The sequence below is a fragment of the Pseudomonas sp. NPDC087612 genome, assembly GCF_044743505.1.
Lineage (GTDB): Bacteria > Pseudomonadota > Gammaproteobacteria > Pseudomonadales > Pseudomonadaceae > Aquipseudomonas.
This window is the reverse complement of record NZ_JBIUWO010000015.1, coordinates 45,348-61,781: the sequence shown is the minus strand read 5'-3', so window position 1 is coordinate 61,781 and position 16,434 is coordinate 45,348. Positions and strand designations below refer to the sequence as shown.

Annotated in this window: 17 protein-coding genes; 7 read left to right on the top strand and 10 right to left on the bottom strand. The window is 63.9% G+C overall.

Annotated elements, in window-relative coordinates:
- Positions 1 to 135 precede the first annotated feature (135 nt).
- Entirely contained in the window at positions 136 to 657 is a 522-nt protein-coding gene (locus tag ACIOVF_RS25885; protein WP_093382802.1) for a GNAT family N-acetyltransferase, read from the top strand.
- On the opposite strand, the gene ACIOVF_RS25880 is transcribed toward ACIOVF_RS25885, so the two are convergent.
- Positions 642 to 1,613 carry a DNA-binding protein gene (locus ACIOVF_RS25880; RefSeq protein ID WP_401293556.1) on the bottom strand — a complete coding sequence of 324 codons (972 nt, stop codon included), beginning with the start codon at positions 1,611 to 1,613 and terminating at the stop codon, positions 642 to 644. The genes ACIOVF_RS25885 and ACIOVF_RS25880 overlap by 16 nt on opposite strands.
- Positions 1,614 to 1,791: 178 nt before the next feature.
- Between ACIOVF_RS25880 and ACIOVF_RS25875 the strand changes: the two genes are divergently transcribed.
- A complete protein-coding gene (locus ACIOVF_RS25875) occupies positions 1,792 to 2,748 on the top strand; it encodes a site-specific integrase (protein ID WP_045202008.1) in 957 nt (318 codons plus the stop codon).
- Here ACIOVF_RS25875 and ACIOVF_RS25870 read toward each other — a convergent pair.
- Positions 2,739 to 3,212 carry a GNAT family N-acetyltransferase gene (locus ACIOVF_RS25870; protein WP_401293553.1) on the bottom strand — a complete coding sequence of 158 codons (474 nt, stop codon included), beginning with the start codon at positions 3,210 to 3,212 and terminating at the stop codon, positions 2,739 to 2,741. The two genes, ACIOVF_RS25875 and ACIOVF_RS25870, sit on opposite strands and share 10 nt — an antisense overlap.
- Positions 3,213 to 3,250: 38 nt before the next feature.
- Entirely contained in the window at positions 3,251 to 3,790 is a 540-nt protein-coding gene (gene moaB / locus ACIOVF_RS25865; RefSeq protein ID WP_093387543.1) for a molybdenum cofactor biosynthesis protein B, read from the bottom strand.
- A gap of 212 nt (positions 3,791 to 4,002) precedes the next feature.
- Here moaB and ACIOVF_RS25860 point away from each other — a divergent pair, with 212 nt between their 5' ends.
- Positions 4,003 to 4,902 carry a LysR family transcriptional regulator gene (locus tag ACIOVF_RS25860; RefSeq protein ID WP_401293549.1) on the top strand — a complete coding sequence of 300 codons (900 nt, stop codon included), beginning with the start codon at positions 4,003 to 4,005 and terminating at the stop codon, positions 4,900 to 4,902.
- Between the two features lie 3 nt (positions 4,903 to 4,905).
- On the opposite strand, the gene ACIOVF_RS25855 is transcribed toward ACIOVF_RS25860, so the two are convergent.
- The 3 genes from ACIOVF_RS25855 to ACIOVF_RS25845 form a co-directional block, all read right to left on the bottom strand.
- Positions 4,906 to 5,859 carry a Dyp-type peroxidase gene (locus tag ACIOVF_RS25855; protein ID WP_401293546.1) on the bottom strand — a complete coding sequence of 318 codons (954 nt, stop codon included), beginning with the start codon at positions 5,857 to 5,859 and terminating at the stop codon, positions 4,906 to 4,908.
- A gap of 49 nt (positions 5,860 to 5,908) precedes the next feature.
- A complete protein-coding gene (locus ACIOVF_RS25850) occupies positions 5,909 to 6,358 on the bottom strand; it encodes a hypothetical protein (protein ID WP_401293543.1) in 450 nt (149 codons plus the stop codon).
- An 83-nt stretch (positions 6,359 to 6,441) separates the two neighbouring features.
- Positions 6,442 to 7,329: a putrescine utilization regulator PtrR gene (locus ACIOVF_RS25845; protein ID WP_093382780.1), complete on the bottom strand. Its 888-nt coding sequence runs from the start codon at positions 7,327 to 7,329 to the stop codon at positions 6,442 to 6,444.
- Positions 7,330 to 7,432: 103 nt separating this feature from the next.
- Between ACIOVF_RS25845 and ACIOVF_RS25840 the strand changes: the two genes are divergently transcribed.
- Entirely contained in the window at positions 7,433 to 8,824 is a 1,392-nt protein-coding gene (locus ACIOVF_RS25840; protein WP_401293540.1) for an aldehyde dehydrogenase family protein, read from the top strand.
- Positions 8,825 to 8,836: 12 nt separating this feature from the next.
- Here ACIOVF_RS25840 and ACIOVF_RS25835 read toward each other — a convergent pair whose 3' ends face one another.
- Complete coding sequence (locus tag ACIOVF_RS25835; protein WP_401293537.1) at positions 8,837 to 10,228, bottom strand: PLP-dependent aminotransferase family protein; 1,392 nt, start codon at positions 10,226 to 10,228, stop codon at positions 8,837 to 8,839.
- Between the two features lie 87 nt (positions 10,229 to 10,315).
- On the opposite strand from ACIOVF_RS25835, the gene ACIOVF_RS25830 reads away from it, so the two are divergent.
- The 3 genes from ACIOVF_RS25830 to ACIOVF_RS25820 all read left to right on the top strand — a co-directional run bounded on the left by ACIOVF_RS25830 (position 10,316) and on the right by ACIOVF_RS25820 (position 12,354).
- Positions 10,316 to 10,777 (top strand): GNAT family N-acetyltransferase, encoded by a 462-nt coding sequence (locus tag ACIOVF_RS25830; RefSeq protein WP_045202028.1) that lies wholly within the window; start codon positions 10,316 to 10,318, stop codon positions 10,775 to 10,777.
- Entirely contained in the window at positions 10,770 to 11,411 is a 642-nt protein-coding gene (locus tag ACIOVF_RS25825) for an FMN-dependent NADH-azoreductase (RefSeq protein ID WP_401293534.1), read from the top strand. The genes ACIOVF_RS25830 and ACIOVF_RS25825 overlap by 8 nt, the downstream gene beginning before the upstream one ends.
- Positions 11,412 to 11,475: 64 nt before the next feature.
- The gene (locus ACIOVF_RS25820; RefSeq protein WP_401293531.1) at positions 11,476 to 12,354 is read left to right on the top strand and encodes an alpha/beta hydrolase; all 879 of its coding nucleotides are present in this window, start codon (positions 11,476 to 11,478) and stop codon (positions 12,352 to 12,354) included.
- Between the two features lie 265 nt (positions 12,355 to 12,619).
- On the opposite strand, the gene ACIOVF_RS25815 is transcribed toward ACIOVF_RS25820, so the two are convergent.
- The 3 genes from ACIOVF_RS25815 to ACIOVF_RS25805 all read right to left on the bottom strand — a co-directional run bounded on the left by ACIOVF_RS25815 (position 12,620) and on the right by ACIOVF_RS25805 (position 16,195).
- The gene (locus ACIOVF_RS25815) at positions 12,620 to 12,937 is read right to left on the bottom strand and encodes a DUF2388 domain-containing protein (RefSeq protein ID WP_045201991.1); all 318 of its coding nucleotides are present in this window, start codon (positions 12,935 to 12,937) and stop codon (positions 12,620 to 12,622) included.
- A gap of 68 nt (positions 12,938 to 13,005) precedes the next feature.
- Positions 13,006 to 13,749 carry a hypothetical protein gene (locus ACIOVF_RS25810; RefSeq protein ID WP_045201988.1) on the bottom strand — a complete coding sequence of 248 codons (744 nt, stop codon included), beginning with the start codon at positions 13,747 to 13,749 and terminating at the stop codon, positions 13,006 to 13,008.
- Positions 13,750 to 13,870: 121 nt separating this feature from the next.
- On the bottom strand, positions 13,871 to 16,195 hold the full coding sequence (locus ACIOVF_RS25805) for an FdhF/YdeP family oxidoreductase (protein ID WP_401293528.1): 2,325 nt from the start codon (positions 16,193 to 16,195) through the stop codon (positions 13,871 to 13,873).
- Positions 16,196 to 16,434 lie beyond the last annotated feature (239 nt).

The following is a 16,434-nucleotide window of genomic DNA, read 5'->3' as shown; positions in this document are numbered from 1 at the left end:
ATTCTGGCTTTAGGCTTAATACCTAAGCGCACTTAAACGTTTTTGGCGTTAGTCCAAAAGGCTTGCAGCGCCCTTGCAGTTGCGAAAAAAACGGCGATTGACGACACTGCAAAGCCACCTTCAATAGCCTTCGCCATGTCAGTTACCCTGCGCCTTGCCCGCGTCGAAGACGCGCAACTGCTACCCGCCGTCGAACGTTCTGCCGCCCGGGTTTTTGCCGATCAGCCAGGTCTTGAGTGGATTGCCACGGGGCCGGTGATGAGCAGCGACGAGCACCGCCAGTTCATCGACCAGGGCCATGAGTGGGTGCTGGCCGACGCCGACGACGTGCCGCAGGGGTTCCTCTGCGCGCAACCCGCAGGCCGCGACCTGTTCATTCATGAACTCTCGGTTGCGCAATCTGCGCAAGGTCAGGGCCATGGCCGCCGGTTGATCGGCGCCGCCGCTGACTGGGCCCGCGAACACGGCTTCGAAGCCCTGAGCCTGACCACCTTTGCCTGCGTTCCCTGGAACGCGCCCTTCTATGCCCGCCTGGGCTTCGAGACACTCGCTGAACAGCAACTGAGCCAGGCTTTGCGCCAACAGTTGAACCGCGAACAACTGCAGGGACTGATCGGCCGCTGCGCCATGCGCATGAAACTTCAGCCGTTGTCCTGAACCTGTTCGCGGGCACGCTCGGCCTGGCGCAACTGTGCTTCCTGCTTGCCGATCAGCTGCAGCTGGCGGCGCAATTCCGACACCCGTTCGGCCAGGCTCAAGGCCAGGTCCTGGTTCTGTTTCTCCAGCTCATCGCGTGAACCGCTGAGCTGCGCAAGCTTGACCTCCAGGCCGTGAATTTTCGCCTGCTGGCGATCGCCCTGGGTCTTGAGGCCGCGCTGGGCTTCTTTGAGGGTGCGAACCTGCACCAGCAGGCCTTCGTTGTCGCGGTTAAGGCGGGTCAGTTCGTCTTGCTTGACGATCAGGCTCTGCTGCAACTGGCGCACTTCCACCTGCAGCAACTGTACCTGCGCCTCGTGCCGGCGTTGATCCTGGTCGCGCTGTTCGCGGCTGGCGTTGCGGTAATGCTCAAGGGCATCGCGGGCGTGCTGGTGCTTGTCTTCCAGCGAGCGGACCTGCTCGTCCTTATCGGCCAGGCGCAGGTTCAGTTCGCCCACCGCCTGGTTGAGGGTGGCGTTGCGGGTCTGCTCGCTTTGCAAGCTGGTGCGGGCGGTGGCCAGGGCCTCTGACTCGCTGGCCAGCGCCGCTGCCTGGATCTCATGTTGCTGTTGCAATGCGGCCAGCGCCTGCTGGCTGATCTGCACCTGCGCCAGCAGGGTCTGGCGCTCTTGTTCAAAGGCACTACGGGCAAGGTCGATACGCGCCTCAGCCTCCTCCTGCAGCTGCGCGGCCAGTTGCTCGACCACTGCCGCCAGCGCATCGCTGAGGTTTGCCGTGCTGGCGGGTGCCGCCGGTTGCAGGCTTTCCAGCTCTTTGAGGTAACGATGAATGGTGGTTTTCGAGCCGGTGTTACCCAGCTCGATACGTACGGCATCGATACTCGGATGCTCGCCCCGGGCCAGCAGCGCCTGCCGCGCCTTGTGCACTAACGCCTTGTTGATACCGCCACGGGCCATGTCAGCTCCTACTATTTCGTACTGTGATACGTACCATGTATTTACATACTATCCTATTGATCTTCTTCACGCTCAAACAATCAAGTTCTGAGATAAAATAATCACGGCTTATCGCATGTGAAACGCTAGAATGGCGGGTAAATGTGCCCAGAGCGGTACGCCTGGCGGGAACGAGGCAATGAACACGATCGAGCGCTACCTGCAGGCCGCAGTGCGCGATAACACCCGGCGCAGTTACCAGGCTGCGGTCGAGCACTTCGAAGTGAGCTGGGGAGGCTTTCTGCCGGCCACCGCCGACAGCATCGCCCGCTACCTGGCCGAGCATGCGCACAGCCACTCGATCAGCACCCTCAAGCAGCGCCTGGCAGCGCTAGGGCAATGGCATGTCAGCCAGGGCTTTCCCGACCCGACCAAGGCACCGATGGTGCGCCAGTTGCTCAAGGGCATCCGCACCCTGCACCCGGCCGAACCGAAACAGGCGGCACCGCTGTTGATCCAGCACCTGCAAACTGCCGTTGGCGTACTTGAGCAAGAAGCCGCCCAGGCCCGCGCCGGGCACGATTTGCCGGCACTGTTGCGCGCCAGCCGCGACAAGGCCTTGCTGTTGATCGGGTTCTGGCGCGGATTTCGCGGCGATGAACTGGCGCGCCTGCAGGTCGAGCATATCCAGGCCCAGGCGGGTATCGGCCTGTCGATCTACCTGCCGCGCAGCAAGGGCGACCGCCAGGCGCTGGGCGTGCGCCATCGGGCGCCGGCACTCAAAGTGTTGTGCCCGGTCCAGGCTTACCTGCAATGGCTTGAAGTGGCAGGCATTGCCCGCGGCCCGGTGTTTCGCAAACTCGACCGCTGGGGCAACCTCGGCGAACAGCCGCTCAACAGCAACAGCCTGATCGGCCTGTTGCGGCGCATCCTCGAACGCGCAGGCGTACCGGCCGCGTTATATACCGGGCACTCGCTGCGCCGCGGCTTTGCCACCTGGGCCACCAGCAATGGCTGGGAGCTCAAGGCGTTGATGAGCCATGTCGGCTGGAAAGACGCCAAGTCGGCGCTGCGCTATATCGATGCGTCGGTGTCGTTTGGCGAGCTGGCGCTGCTCGACGGCAGCGCCCCGGGGCAACTGACGGATCAGTCCTGAAGCGGGCGCTGCATCTTGACGATCTCGATCACCGCGCGACTGTTGCCGCGGCTGAAGGTGCCGTTGCCGATCGGCACAAAGCCGTTGGTTTGATAAAAGCCCTGAGCGTTGCGCGTGGCTTCCAGGTAAACGCTGCTGGCCTTCGTCGCGCGGATACGCTCGATCGCCAGGTTCAGCAGCCGCCCACCAATGCCCCGCCCGGCACCCGCACCGCAGACAAACAGCTTGCTGAGTTCAAAGCCGTCGATCTCGACAAAGCCGAGAATGCTCCCGGCTTGCGCGACCCACAGGTTGCCCTGCTCGATGGCCGGCAGATAAGTCGCCGGTGAGCGGCCATCGAGCCACATGTGAATCTGCTCGACGCTGTAATGCTCACCACACTGGGACTCGACCGAGTCCTTGTGCACGTTGAAAATGGCCTGTGCATCGGCGGCCCTGGCCTGGCGAAGTACAATCGCGCTCATCTACCCGCTCCCTGCTTTTATGTGGACTGCCTGGCGTATCAGTTACGCGTCTTGCACAGTGTGCCAGGCTTGAGGTGGGCAACGAAGTTGCACGGGCGATGGCGAGCATCCAGTTGCTCGGCGAGGATACCCTCCCAAGCAGTGCGGCAGGCGCCGGTAGAGCCCGGCAGGCAGCAAACCAGGGTGCCATTGGCAAGGCCGGCCAGGGCACGGGTCTGCACGGTGGAAGTGCCGATATCGAGGATCGACAAGGCGCGGAACAACTCGCCAAAGCCATCGATGTGCTTGTCGAACAGGCAGGCCACAGCTTCCGGGGTGCTGTCGCGCCCGGTAAAGCCGGTGCCGCCGGTGATCAGCACCACCTGCACGTCGTCCTCGGCAATCCAGCCGGCGACCTGGGCGCGAATCTTGTACAGGTCATCCTTGAGCAGCACCCGCTCGACCAGGCGGTGGCCCATCTCCACCGCGCGGCTGGCCAGCAGCTCGCCGGAGGTGTCGGTGTCGAAGCTGCGGGTGTCGCTGACAGTCAGCACGGCGATGTTCAGCGGCACGAACACCGCATCCAGTTTGATACTCATGCACAGCCCCTTGGCAGCAGTCAGGAAGTTGCGGCCAACGCTAGAGGCAAACACCATTAGCGTCCAATCGATAGATCCGACCGGCTTATCGAGGTGGTCTATCGTCTATTGATCAAGCGCCTCTATCAGCCGGTCACTAATGCCCATTGGACGGCCCGGGGGCATTGCTTTACCGTTTTGCCACCCGCCCTACTGACTTGCCAGGCTGCGCCATGGATATCAAACAACTGAAGTTTCTTCTCGCCCTGGACCAGACCCGCCACTTCGGCCAGGCCGCCGCGCTGTGCCATATCACCCAGCCGACCCTGTCGATGCGCCTGCGTAACCTTGAGGACGAACTGAACCTGGTGCTGGTAACCCGTGGCCAGCGTTTCGAAGGCTTTACCGAGGCCGGTGAGCGCATCCTGGCCTGGGCTCGCACCCTGCTGGCCGCCTATGACGGCCTGCAGGCTGAAGCCGCCAGTTGCCGCGGGCAGATCGTCGGCAGCCTGCGCCTGGGCATGGTGCCGCTGTCGAGCTTCAACCCCATGCAGTTTCTCCAGCCCCTGGCCCAGCGCTATCCAGAGCTGCAGTTCCAGCTGTCGTCCTTGAGCTCCGAACAGATCACCGATGGCCTGAGCCGTAACCAGCTGGACCTGGGTATCTGCTACCTTGACCAGATCAACAGCGCCTATTTCGAAGTGATCGAACTGGGCACCACGCGCATGGGCCTGCTGTATGACGTGCGCCATTTTCAGTTCGAGCAGGCTGAACTGCCCTGGGAAGCGGTCAGCGCCGTGCCGCTGGGGCTGTTGAGCAAGGGCATGCACTATCGCCAGTCGGTCGACCTGAGCTTTCGCAGCCGCGGCCTGCAGCCCCATGCGGTGCTCGAAAGCGACTCCAGCTACCAGTTGATCCAGGCCGTTTGCGCCGGGATGTGCTGCGCGATCATGCCGCTCGATTACGGCCTCGAAGGCCTCAGCGAGCACCTGCGTATCGTGCCGATCAGTGCTGCCAGCGTGCATGCACCGATCGGCTTGCTGCTGCGGCGTACCGAGCCGCGTTCGGCCATCGCCGAGAAGTGTTTTACCGAAGTTCGATCACTGCTCGACAGTGAATTGAAACCGGCATGAGCACTAGCCCGGGGTGCGCTCGGCCAGGTCTTCGAGCAGCTCGGCCGACGGCACGAAGAACAGGCCGCCGGTGACCGCGTTGCTGAAGTCCAGCAAGCGGTCGTAATTGCCTGCCGGGCGACCGACGAACATGTTCTCGAGCATCTGCTCGATCGGCGCCGGCGAGCGCGCATAACCAATGAAGTAAGTGCCGAACTCACCGGCGCCGGGGCGGCCGAACGGCATGTTGTCGCGCAGGATCTTCAGCTCTTCGCCGTTCGCGTCGGTGATGGTGGTCAGTGCGCTGTGGGAGTTGCTGGGTTTGGCTTCGTCACCCAGCTCGATGTCCGACAGCTTGGTGCGGCCGATCACCCGCTCCTGCGCCTCGACCGGCAGCGCGTTCCAGGCGCTCATGTTGTGCAGGTACTTTTGCACCAGCACGTAGCTGCCGCCGCTGAAGCCCGGGTCTTCGTCGCCGACCAGGGTGAATTTTGGCACCTGGCGGCCGACCGGGTTCTCGGTACCATCGACGAAGCCGATGATGCTGCGCATGTCGAAGTACCGAAAACCCTGCACTTCGTCCACCACCTTGACTGCATCGCCCAGGGCCGTGATCAGTTGGGTGGCCAGTTCGAAGCACAGGTCCATCTGCTCGGCGCGGATGTGCAGCAGAATATCGCCAGGGGTTGCCGGCGCGCGGCGCCCTTCGATGCCAAACTCGCGGAACGGGTGCAAGGCCTGTGGCCGTGGCCCGCCGAACAGCTGATCCCAGGCATTGGAGGCAAAGCCGCAGACGCACGACAGGTTGCCGGCCGGCACGCGCTTGCCGACCGAACGCGTCAGGCCGGCGATATCGGCGCACCACTCACGCACGGTTTGCAGTGCCTCACTGCCTGGGGCCAGGGTGGCGACCATGAAAATCGCGCTGCTGGTGATCGGACTGCCCACCGCCTGGGGTTCGGGAATATCGTTGTTCATGGCTGCCTGCACACGGGTCAAAGCCTGCAGCCTAGCAGATCGGCAGCGGCTATGGCGTGACCTGGTAACCCTTGTTCTGCAGGCAGCTGGTATAGGCCGAAGCGCTGGTCGCCTCATTGCTGCGCCGGTCCTGCCGACGCTCCTGGCGCTGGCGGGCACCACCGACAACCGCGCCGGCAGCGGCGGTTTCACCGGCACGGTTCTGCCGGTATTGCTGTTTGACGTCATCATCGACACGGTCGTAGACCTCATCATGCTGGCGTCCCCGTACCTCGGCGCCCGCGGCGCCGGCGGCCGCACCCACGGCAGCTCCGCGCACCCGGCCACCGACATGGGCATCGCTGCTGGCGGAACTCGCGGCGACGTTATGGCAAGCGTTGATATCGACCTGCACCTGCTGGGCGCTCTGGCCCTTGAGCGGCACCACGGTTTCGGCCCAGCCCTGCGCACATACAGTCGATAACGCCAAGCACAGGCCAATGGAGGACAACCTGTTCATGATGGACTCCGGGATCGGACAGTAGCAACAGTGTAGCTGGCCAGTAGACGCTGGCTTGCCAGCGATGAGGCCAGCACATCAGGTCACACCGGTTCCTCGACCTTGAGTACCTCGCCGCGCTCTTCCAGCAGTTGCACGAAGGTCCTCAAGCTGCGCGATACCGTGCCGCGCCGCCACACCAGCCAGGTGCGCAGGTAGCGAAAGCGCTGGGACAGCGGCCAGACACTGACCGTGCTGCAGCCGGGCATGCTTTCGAGCATGCTGCGCGGCATCAGCGCCAGGCCGGCGCCGGCGCTGACGCAGGCAAGCATGCCGTGGTACGACTCCATCTCAATGATCTTGCCCGGCACCGCCTGGTCCTGGGCAAACCAGTTCTCGAAGTGATGACGGTATGAGCAGTTGGCGCGAAAGGCGTAGATGGTCATGCCGTTGACCTCGCCAGCGCGGGTGATCGGCGTGTGGTTGAGCGGTGCGATCAGCACCATCTCTTCGACGAACACCGGCACCCCCTCGAGCGCCGGGTGCAACACCGGGCCGTCGACGAAGGCGGCGCTCAGGCGCCCGGCCAGCACGCCGTCGATCATCGCCCCGGACGGCCCGGTGGTGAGGTCCAGTTCGACCTTGGCATAGGCCTGGTTGTAAGCCGCCAGCAGCGTCGGAATGCGCACCGCGGCGGTGCTTTCCAGCGAGCCGAGGGCGAAGGCGCCTTGCGGCTCGTCACCCGCCACGGTCAGCCGCGCCTCGGCCACCAGGTCGAGAATACGCCGGGCATAGTCGAGAAAGTTCCAGCCCGCCGGCGACAGGCGCAAACGGCTTTTTTCGCGGATGAACAGCTCGGCACCCAGCTCCTGCTCCAGCTGCTTGATCCGCGTGGTCAGGTTCGACGGCACCCGATGGATGTGCTGGGCCGCGGCACTGATGCTGCCCTGCTCGGCCACCGCCTTGAACATCTCCAGTTGCACCAGATCCATAGTCATTCTCTCTGCGTGAATGTTTTGCTCAGTATTATTCAGTTTAAGGCAAAGACACAACGCAGTAGTCTGAAACCGTTCCCCTCCCCTCAGGACCGCCGTGATGACCGCGATCAACTTGCACACCCACGCCTTGTCGATCAACCCCGCCAATGGCGAGCAGATCGGCCACTATGCCTACGAAAGCGACGCTGTCCTCGATGCTGCCCTGAGCCGCGCCGCCCAGGGCTATGCTGCCTGGCGCCGCACGCCGGTAGCGGAACGCACCGCATTGCTGCTGGCCCTGGCCGGCGCCCTGCGCAACAACGCCGAGGCCATGGCGCGGATGATCACCGACGAAATGGGCAAGCCGGTGGCCCAGGCCAGGGGTGAAATCGAGAAATGCGCGCAGCTCTGCGAATGGTACGCGGCCAACGGCCCGGCCATGCTCGAGGCTGAAGCGGCCCCGGTGCCCGTCGGCAAGGCGCGCATCGAATACCGCCCGCTCGGCCCGCTGCTGGCAGTGATGCCGTGGAACTTCCCGATCTGGCAGGTGCTGCGCGGCGCGGTGCCGGCGTTGCTGGCCGGCAATACCTATGTACTCAAGCACGCGCCGAACGTGATGGGCAGCGCCTACCTGCTGCTCGAGGCGTTCCAGCGCGCAGGTTTCCCCGAGGGCGTGTTCGAGGTGATCAACGTCACCCCAGAGGGCGTGTCCAAGGCCATCGCCGACCCGCGCATTGCCGCCGTGACCCTGACTGGCAGCGTACGCGCCGGTACCGCCATCGGCGCCCAGGCCGGCGCCGCGCTGAAAAAGTGCGTGCTGGAGCTGGGCGGCTCCGACCCGTTCATTGTCCTCAACGATGCCGACCTTGATGAAGCGGTCAAAGCCGCCGTCATCGGCCGTTACCAGAACACCGGCCAGGTCTGCGCCGCAGCCAAGCGCCTGATCGTCGAGCAAGGCGTGGTCGAGGCCTTCACCCGCAAATTCGTCGAGGCCACCCAGGCGCTGGTCATGGGCGATCCGCATGCCAGCGAGACCTACATCGGCCCGATGGCCCGCTTCGACCTGCGCGATGAGCTCGACCAGCAAGTCCAGGCAACCCTGGCCGAGGGCGCGACCCTGCTGCTTGGCGGTGGCAAGGTGCAAGGCAACGGCAACTACTACCAGCCCACCGTGCTGGCCGACGTCACCGACCAGATGACTTCGTTCAAGCAGGAGTTGTTCGGCCCGGTGGCCTCGATCATCACCGCCCGCGATGCCCGCCATGCCCTGCAACTGGCCAACGACAGCGAATTCGGCCTGGCCTCGACTATCTACACTGCCAATGCTGCGTTGGCCGAGCAACTGGCCGATGAGCTGGACACCGGCGGCGTGTTCATCAACGGCTACTGCGCCAGCGACCCGCGGGTGACCTTCGGCGGCGTGAAGAAGAGCGGCTTTGGCCGTGAGTTGTCGCACTTCGGCGTACGCGAGTTCTGCAATGCGCAGACTGTGTGGGTGGACCGCAACTGACAGCCGCCACGGCTAAAGGCCCATCGCCAGGCGTAACTGCCTGGCCAGCGCAACGGCTTGTTCGCGGCTGGTGACATTGGTAAAGCCGATCAACAACCCGCGCCGTTGCCCGGGTTGTCGGTACCAGCCTGAAAGCGGCTCGATCGCCAGGCCAAGCACCCGCGCGCGGCGGGCAATCGCACAATCGTCGAAGCCGCCGCGCACATCTGCCACCAGGTGCATGCCGCCTGCCTGATTGTCCAGTTGCAGATACTCACCGAGTTCGGCCTGCAAGGCCTCGACCAGTTGCTGGCGCCGCTGGGCATAGAGGCTGCGCATCTTGCGCAAGTGCCGGGCAAAATGGCCTTCTTCGATAAATGCGCTCACCGTCGCTTGCAACAACTGCGGGCAGTGGTTGTGCATGTCCCGGGCCACGCTGGCGAAGCGCTCTACCTGGGCCTGAGGAACCACCAGATAGGCCAGGCGTATGCCCGGCGCCAGTACTTTGCTGAAGGTCGCGCAGTACAGCACCCGCCCCTCGCTGTCGAGGCTCTTGAGTGCCGGCACCGGCCGGCCGCGGTAACGGTACTCGCTGTCGTAGTCGTCCTCGATGATCCAGCTGCCCTGGCTACTGGCCCAGTCCAGCAGGCGCTGGCGCCGCGGCAGCGACAGCGTGACGCCAAGAGGGCTCTGGTGATGGGGCGTGACCAGGGCAAAGCGCGCATCAGCAGCCCGAGCGATAGCGGCGTCGACATCAAGGCCGTCGCCATCCACCGGCACCGGCACCAACTGCACCCGGGCGTGCTCAAGAAAACGCCTGGCCTGGAAGTAACCCGGGTCTTCGAACAAGCAGCGGTCACCGTCCTCCAGCAGGCTGGAGCAGATCAGGTCGAGACAGGCACGGTAGCCTGCGCAGATGAAAACCTGTTGCGCAGTACAGCTGATGCCCCGCGACACCGCCAGGTAACCCGCCAATGCATGGCGCAGGGCAAGCTGCCCTTGAGGGTCCGGGTACGCCAGGCCCTCCACCCCGCTTTGGCGCAAGGTACGCCCCACCAGGCGCGTCCACAGCTTGCGCGGAAAGGCGTCCAGCGCCGGCAAGCCGATCTGCAAGGGCATTGGCAAATACGTTTGCGGCTCCGGGGCCAGCGCTGGCCCCGGCACATCGACATCTACTGCCCTGGTACTGAGCGACGGGGCGACCACCGTGCCTGCCGGGCCCCTGGATTGCACATAGCCTTCACCGCCGAGCATCTGGTAAGCCGCCTCGACCGTGCCGCGCGCCAGGTTGAGTTCCGCCGCCAGGGCCCGCACCGAAGGCAGGCGCTCACCCGGCTGCAAGCGCCCGGTACTGATGGCGTCGCGAAAACGCAAGTAGATCTGTCGATAGAGGGGCGTCATCGTCGGTGGGCTGGAGGCTGGCATGTCCTAGTCATTTGTGCATTTTTTGGACCTATAAGGTAGTCCGTTGCCGCCGTAAAGTAACGGCTCAAATTGATCTGGGAGAAACCCGTGGGCGAACAGGCAACCATCCGCTACCTGCAAGAAGGCACCGAGCAACGCGACGCCTTCGAGCTAATGCGCGAACTTCGGCCGCACCTGGTGGATGCCGACGCGTTCGCGCAGCAAGTCAGGCGCCAGGCGCTGCAGGGCTACCGCTTGCTCGGGGCTTTCTACGGCAAGCAACTGCTGGGGCTGGCAGGGGTAAGGAGCAGCGAGAACCTGCTCTATGGACGCTTTACCTACGTCGACGACCTGGTGGTGTCCCCGGCCATGCGCGGCCTGCGGGTCGGCGCCGCATTGCTCGATGCCGCGCGCGCCGATGGCCTGCGCAACGGCCATGCCTACCTGGTGCTCGATACCGGGCTGCATATGCCATTGGCCCAGCGCTTCTATTACCGTGAAGGACTTTTGGCCAAAGGCATGCATTTTGTTCAGGCACTGCCCGCCGCCGAGGCACAGCGCCATGGATAACCTGCTCCTGGTCAATGCCAGCATGCGCGGCAGCGCCTCGATCGGCTTGCGCCTGGCCGACGAAATGGTCGCTTGCATCCGCCACCAGTACCCACACCTCAAGGTGACCCTGCGGGACCTGGCGGCCACGCCACTGGCGCCGTTGAGTGCCGGCTACGCGACAGCGCTGACCGGCTTTGTACCGCCGCACGACCCGGTATTTGCAAGCTCCGAGGCACTGATCAGCGAGCTCGAAGGCTGTGACCTGCTGCTGATTGCCACGCCCATGCACAACTTCACCGTGCCGGCAGCGCTCAAGCTCTGGATCGACCATGTGCTGCGCATCCACCGCACCTTCATTGCCGGCCCTGAAGGCAAGGTCGGCCTGCTCAAAGACCGGCCGGTGTACCTGATCGTCAGTTCAGGCGGCTACCACCGCGGGGCACGGGCCCGCCAGCCGGACTTTCTCAGCGCTTACCTGCGCCACGTGCTCGGCACGTTGGGCCTTCAGAATGTGCACTTCGTCTACCTCGAAGGCATGGCCGTCAGTGATCAGGCGCGGCTTGCCAGCGTCACTCAAGCCAGGCTCGAACTCGCCCGGCAGCGCTGGTTTGGCGAACTGTGTGGGTCAGCGACCACGTCGGTGCGTTCATAGGCGAGGTGCAGTGCGTCGACGCTTCTGTTAAAACGCGTCTTTGTATTCAGACGAACGAATTGCCATGGCCTTTTTCTCGCTCAATCGCCCGCGCCGCTGGCTCTACGGGCTGGCCCTGACCTGCGTAGTGGTCGGCCTGCCGGTGGGTTGCGCGGTGCTCGAGCACAAGGAGCGCGAGTTGCTGTTTCGCATCGAGCCGGGCAATGCCAGCTGGTACCGGGGCATGCCCGCAGACGTCCAGGAGCTTGAATTACGGCCCGAGACCTTCAAGGCCGGGCAGAACATCCACGCCTGGTGGTGGCCAGCAAAAAGGCCGGATGCACCGGCCATCCTCTACCTGCACGGGGTGCGCTGGAACCTCACCGGCCAGCTGTTTCGCATCCAGCAACTGCATAACCTTGGCTATTCGGTGCTGGCCATCGACTACCGCGGTTTTGGCCAGAGCCGTGGCGGCCTGCCCTCCGAGGCGAGCGTCTACGAGGACGCGCAGGTGGCCTGGGAACGCTTGCAGGCGTTGCAGCCCGACCCGCGCAAACGGCTGATCTACGGGCACTCGCTGGGCGGTGCGGTGGCGGTCGAGCTGGCCGCGCAGTTGGGCCAGCAAGCGCACAAGGACCAGCGTCCGGTGCCGGCGCGCGGCTTGATCATCGAATCGACCTTTACCTCCCTGGGCGATGCCGCCACCGCGGTGGCGAAAACCTCGCTGCCGGTGCGCTGGCTGCTGTCGCAGAAGTTCGACTCGATCGACAAGATTGCCGATATCGGCATGCCGCTGCTGGTGGTGCATGGCCTGGACGACCGCTTGGTGCCGCCGCGGTTCAGCGAGCAACTGTTCGCTGCGGCGCAGCAGCCGAAAAACCTGCTGCTGGTGCCGGGGGCTACCCATAACAACAGCATGAGCCTGGCGGGGCAGCGTTACCGGCAGGCGATCGAGGCGCTTTGAGGTGGACCTGTAGCGGCCTCATCGCGGGTCAAGCCCGCTCCCACATTGGACCTGTGTACGCCGAACCTGTGGGGGCCTTGCCAGCGCTCAACATCTGATGTGCTGACTGCACCGGCCTCATCGCGGGTCAAGCCCGCTCCCACAGTGGGCCTGTTTACACCGAACCGGTGGGAGCTGGCCTTGCCTGCGATCGAGCGCGCAGCGGTCGTAATCCAGGCGCCGCCTGCTGCATTGACTTCACCGGCCTCATCGCCAGCACTGGTGATTATTGCCCGGCGCCGAATTGATCTTGCAGCAGGATCGCCCGCGCCAGTTCTTCATCACTGGCTTTGAGGTCGGGGTTCTGCGCGCGGATGCTCTGCAGCATCGACTCCAGGTACACGCCGCGGATCGCACCGTCACTGGCGATGAACGACGAGGCGTCGTCACGGGCGGGGATGATGCGTTTGTCGTCCTTGAAGGTCGAGTACAGCGAAGCGGATACCCCGGCCGAGGTGGCAACATCACCGGCGTCGACTTTGGCCAGGGCCGAGCCGAAGGGCAGACAGAGCACAAGCGAGGAAACGAGCAGTAAACGGCGCATGGTGATGCCTCCGGATAAAGAGTACCTACATCAACTAGGATTGCCGTAAGTACCTTGAGTTCCCCGGCCTATTGCACCGGCAGGAAGTTCATCAGCAGCAGGCTTTGCGCGTAGTTAAGGCCAATACGCCGATAGCGCTCGTCGAGCATCTGCGCCAGCAGGTCCAGGCGCGCGACGATCTTGCCGAATTCCACGGCAAAGCTCAGGTTGCTGCCCTCCTCCGATATTTCATTGGAAAACAGCAGCAGCACGCCATTGGCGTCCTGGCGCTGGCTGAGCAGCCAGGTGGCCTTTTCGATGTTGCGCGCGGCATTGCTGACGAACTGCGGGTCGATGGTGTCGGTCATGAAAAATTCGGTGCGCCCGCCATGGGCGGTGACCAGCATGCTGCCAATGGCATAGATGAAGGCGCCGACCCGATCGCCGCGAAACTCCGGGCTAAGCGCATAGCTGAGCGCAGCCAGGTCGCGGCGCTCGCCCAGTTGCGCCAACGGCTGGCGTTGCTCGATGGCCTGGCGGATCTGCCGCTCGGCGGTGCTGGCATCGACATAGCCGGACTGGCGCCACTGGTTGGGGTTGCGCTGGTACAGCTTGTTCATCAGCAGGTAAAGGCTGCGCAGGTTGTCGCGCATCGACAGCGTGGCCATGCGGTCGACGCTGGTCTGCAACAGCTCTTGAGGGCGGCCTTGGCTGAACTGGCTGACGATGTCGCGGCCTTGTTGCTGGCTGCAGGCGCTGAGGCTGGCAAGCAAGGCGCCCGCCATCACCGGCAGGCGCAGGTGTCGCAGGAAAACGAGAAACGGATCAACCATCGGCACCGGTCAGTAGTCAGCGGCGACGCTGGGAGTCAGCGTCGCCTGGCCATGAATAGAGCCGACAAATCGGAAAAAGTGCGATGGTGGGCGCGATTGCCTCAGCGACTCGAGTACAGCGTCAGAGGTGCGCTGATGGAATCAGGTTGTCGGCGCTGGCTTTCTCGAGCTTGATGGCGATGAATTTCGAGGTCGGTGTGAAGGTGCGCTCGCCGTAGCTTTCCAGCGGCACCAGCGGGTTGGTTTCCGGGTAGTAGGCCGCGGCCTGGCCTGGTGGAATGTCGTAGGCGACCAGGGTAAAGCCGCTGACCCGTCGCTCGCGGCCGTCTTCCCACAGCGAGACCATATCGACCTTGTCATTGGGCTTGAAACCCAGACGGCGGATGTCCTGCTCGTTGGCGAAGACCACCTCACGCAGGCCGAATACGCCGCGGTAGCGATCGTCGAGGCCGTACAGGGTGGTGTTGTACTGGTCGTGGGAGCGCAGGGTCTGCAGGATCAGGTCCGGGGTGTCGCCACGGGCCAGGACCTCTTCGTTGATCAGTTGCGCCGGCAGCACGCTGGCGGTGAACTGCGCCTTGCCGCTTTGCGTGTGCCAATCGCGCTGCGCCGCAGTGTTGCCCAGGTGGAAGCCACCAGGGTGCTGCAGGCGCACATTGAAGTCCTCGAAACCCGGGATGACGTCGGCAATCAGGTCGCGAATGCGGCTGTAGTCGGCAACCGTCCACTGCCAGTCGATCGGCCGGTCACCGAGGGTGGCCTTGGCGATGCCGGCGACAATCGCAGGCTCCGAGCGTAGCAGCGGCGAGCAGGGTTTGAGCTGGCCGTGGGAGATATGCACCATGCTGAAGGTGTCTTCGACGGTGATGCCTTGCGGCCCTTCGGCCTGCAGGTCGATTTCGGTACGGCCCAGGCACGGCAGGATCAGGGCGTCACGGCCGGTGACCAGGTGCGAGCGGTTGAGCTTGGTGGCGATGTGCGCGGTCAGCGCGCAGTTGCGCAAGGCGTCGTGGGTGCGCGGGGTATCGGGGGTGGCCTGGGCGAAATTGCCGCCCAGGGCGATGAACACCTTGGCGCGCTGCTCTTCCATGGCCTGGATCGCCAGCACTGCATTGTGCCCGTGCAGGCGCGGGGCCTTGAAGGCGAAGCGCGCTTCCAGGGCATCGAGCAGGCGCGCCGGTGGCTGCTCGTCGATGCCCATGGTGCGGTCGCCTTGCACGTTACTGTGGCCGCGTACCGGCGACAGCCCGGCGCCCGGCTTGCCGACGTTGCCGCGCAGCAGCTGCAGGTTGATGATTTCCTGCACGGTCGGCACTGAGTGACGGTGCTGGGTCACGCCCATGGCCCAGCACATGATCACCCGCTCGGCGCGCCGGTACATGCGGGCAGCCAGCTCAAGCTCGGCCAGACTCAGGCCCGACTGCTCGACAATATGCGCCCAACGGGTGGCATCGACTTCGGCCAGGTAAGCGTCGAGCCCCGAGGTGTGCTCGGCGATAAAGACGTGGTCGAACACTGCCGGCTCGCCCTTGGCCTGGGCCTCGCGTTCCCATTGCAGCAAAAACTTGGCGATGCCGCGCATCACCGCCATGTCGCCGCCCAGGGCCGGACGAAAGTACGCGGTGTTGGTCGGCTCGGAGCCGTTGCTGAGCATCTCGAACGGGTGCTGCGGGTGCTGGAAACGCTCCAGGCCACGCTCCTTGAGCGGGTTCAGGCAGATCACCTGAGCCCCGCGCTTGACTGCCTCGCGCAGCGGTTCGAGCATGCGCGGGTGGTTGGTGCCGGGGTTCTGGCCGATAACGAAGATTGCGTCGGCGTGCTCCAGGTCGTCGAACACCACCGTGCCCTTGCCGACCCCGAGGGTTTCCGACATGCCGACACCGCTGGCCTCATGGCACATGTTCGAGCAATCAGGGAAGTTGTTGGTGCCGTAGGCGCGCACGAACAGCTGGTAAAGGAACGCCGCCTCGTTGCTGGCCCGGCCGGAGGTGTAGAACTCGGCCTGGTCAGGAGATTCGAGGCTGTTGAGGTGCTGGGCGATCAGCGCAAAGGCGTCCTCCCAGCTGGTTTCGACATAGTGGTCGGTGGCGGCGTCATAGCGCATCGGATGGGTCAGGCGGCCCTGATATTCAAGCCAGTAGTCGCTCTGGCGGGCTAGCTCGGTGACGCTGTAGCGGGCGAAGAAATCCGCATCGACCAGGCGCCCGGTGGACTCCCAGTTGACCGCCTTGGCGCCGTTCTCGCAGAACTTGACCATGCCGCTTTCCGGCGACTCGCCCCAGGCGCAACCGGGGCAGTCAAAACCGCCGTTCTGGTTGGTCTTGAGCATGACGCGCAGGTTCTTGAAGGCGTTTTCGCTGCCCAGCCAGCTCTTGGTCACGCTTTTCAGCGCACCCCAACCGGCGGCGGGGGCGTCATAGTTTTTTATATGTTCATCTTGGCTCATCGCGGCTTCCTCGCTTGGCACGCAGGGCATCTTTAACGTTTCACCGATTAACAACTTGTTATTGACAGGTTGATTAATGGCGAACTTCGTTTTCTACCCTTTCAGGCTATTGAGCGTGGACTCAGGCGTCTAATCAAAACAAATGACGAACCGATCAAAACCCTCTATCACGCCGCTCAAACCCACGTAATACAGGGGCTGCAAGCTACCGATAGATGAGCCTTATCAGTTGGTCATTA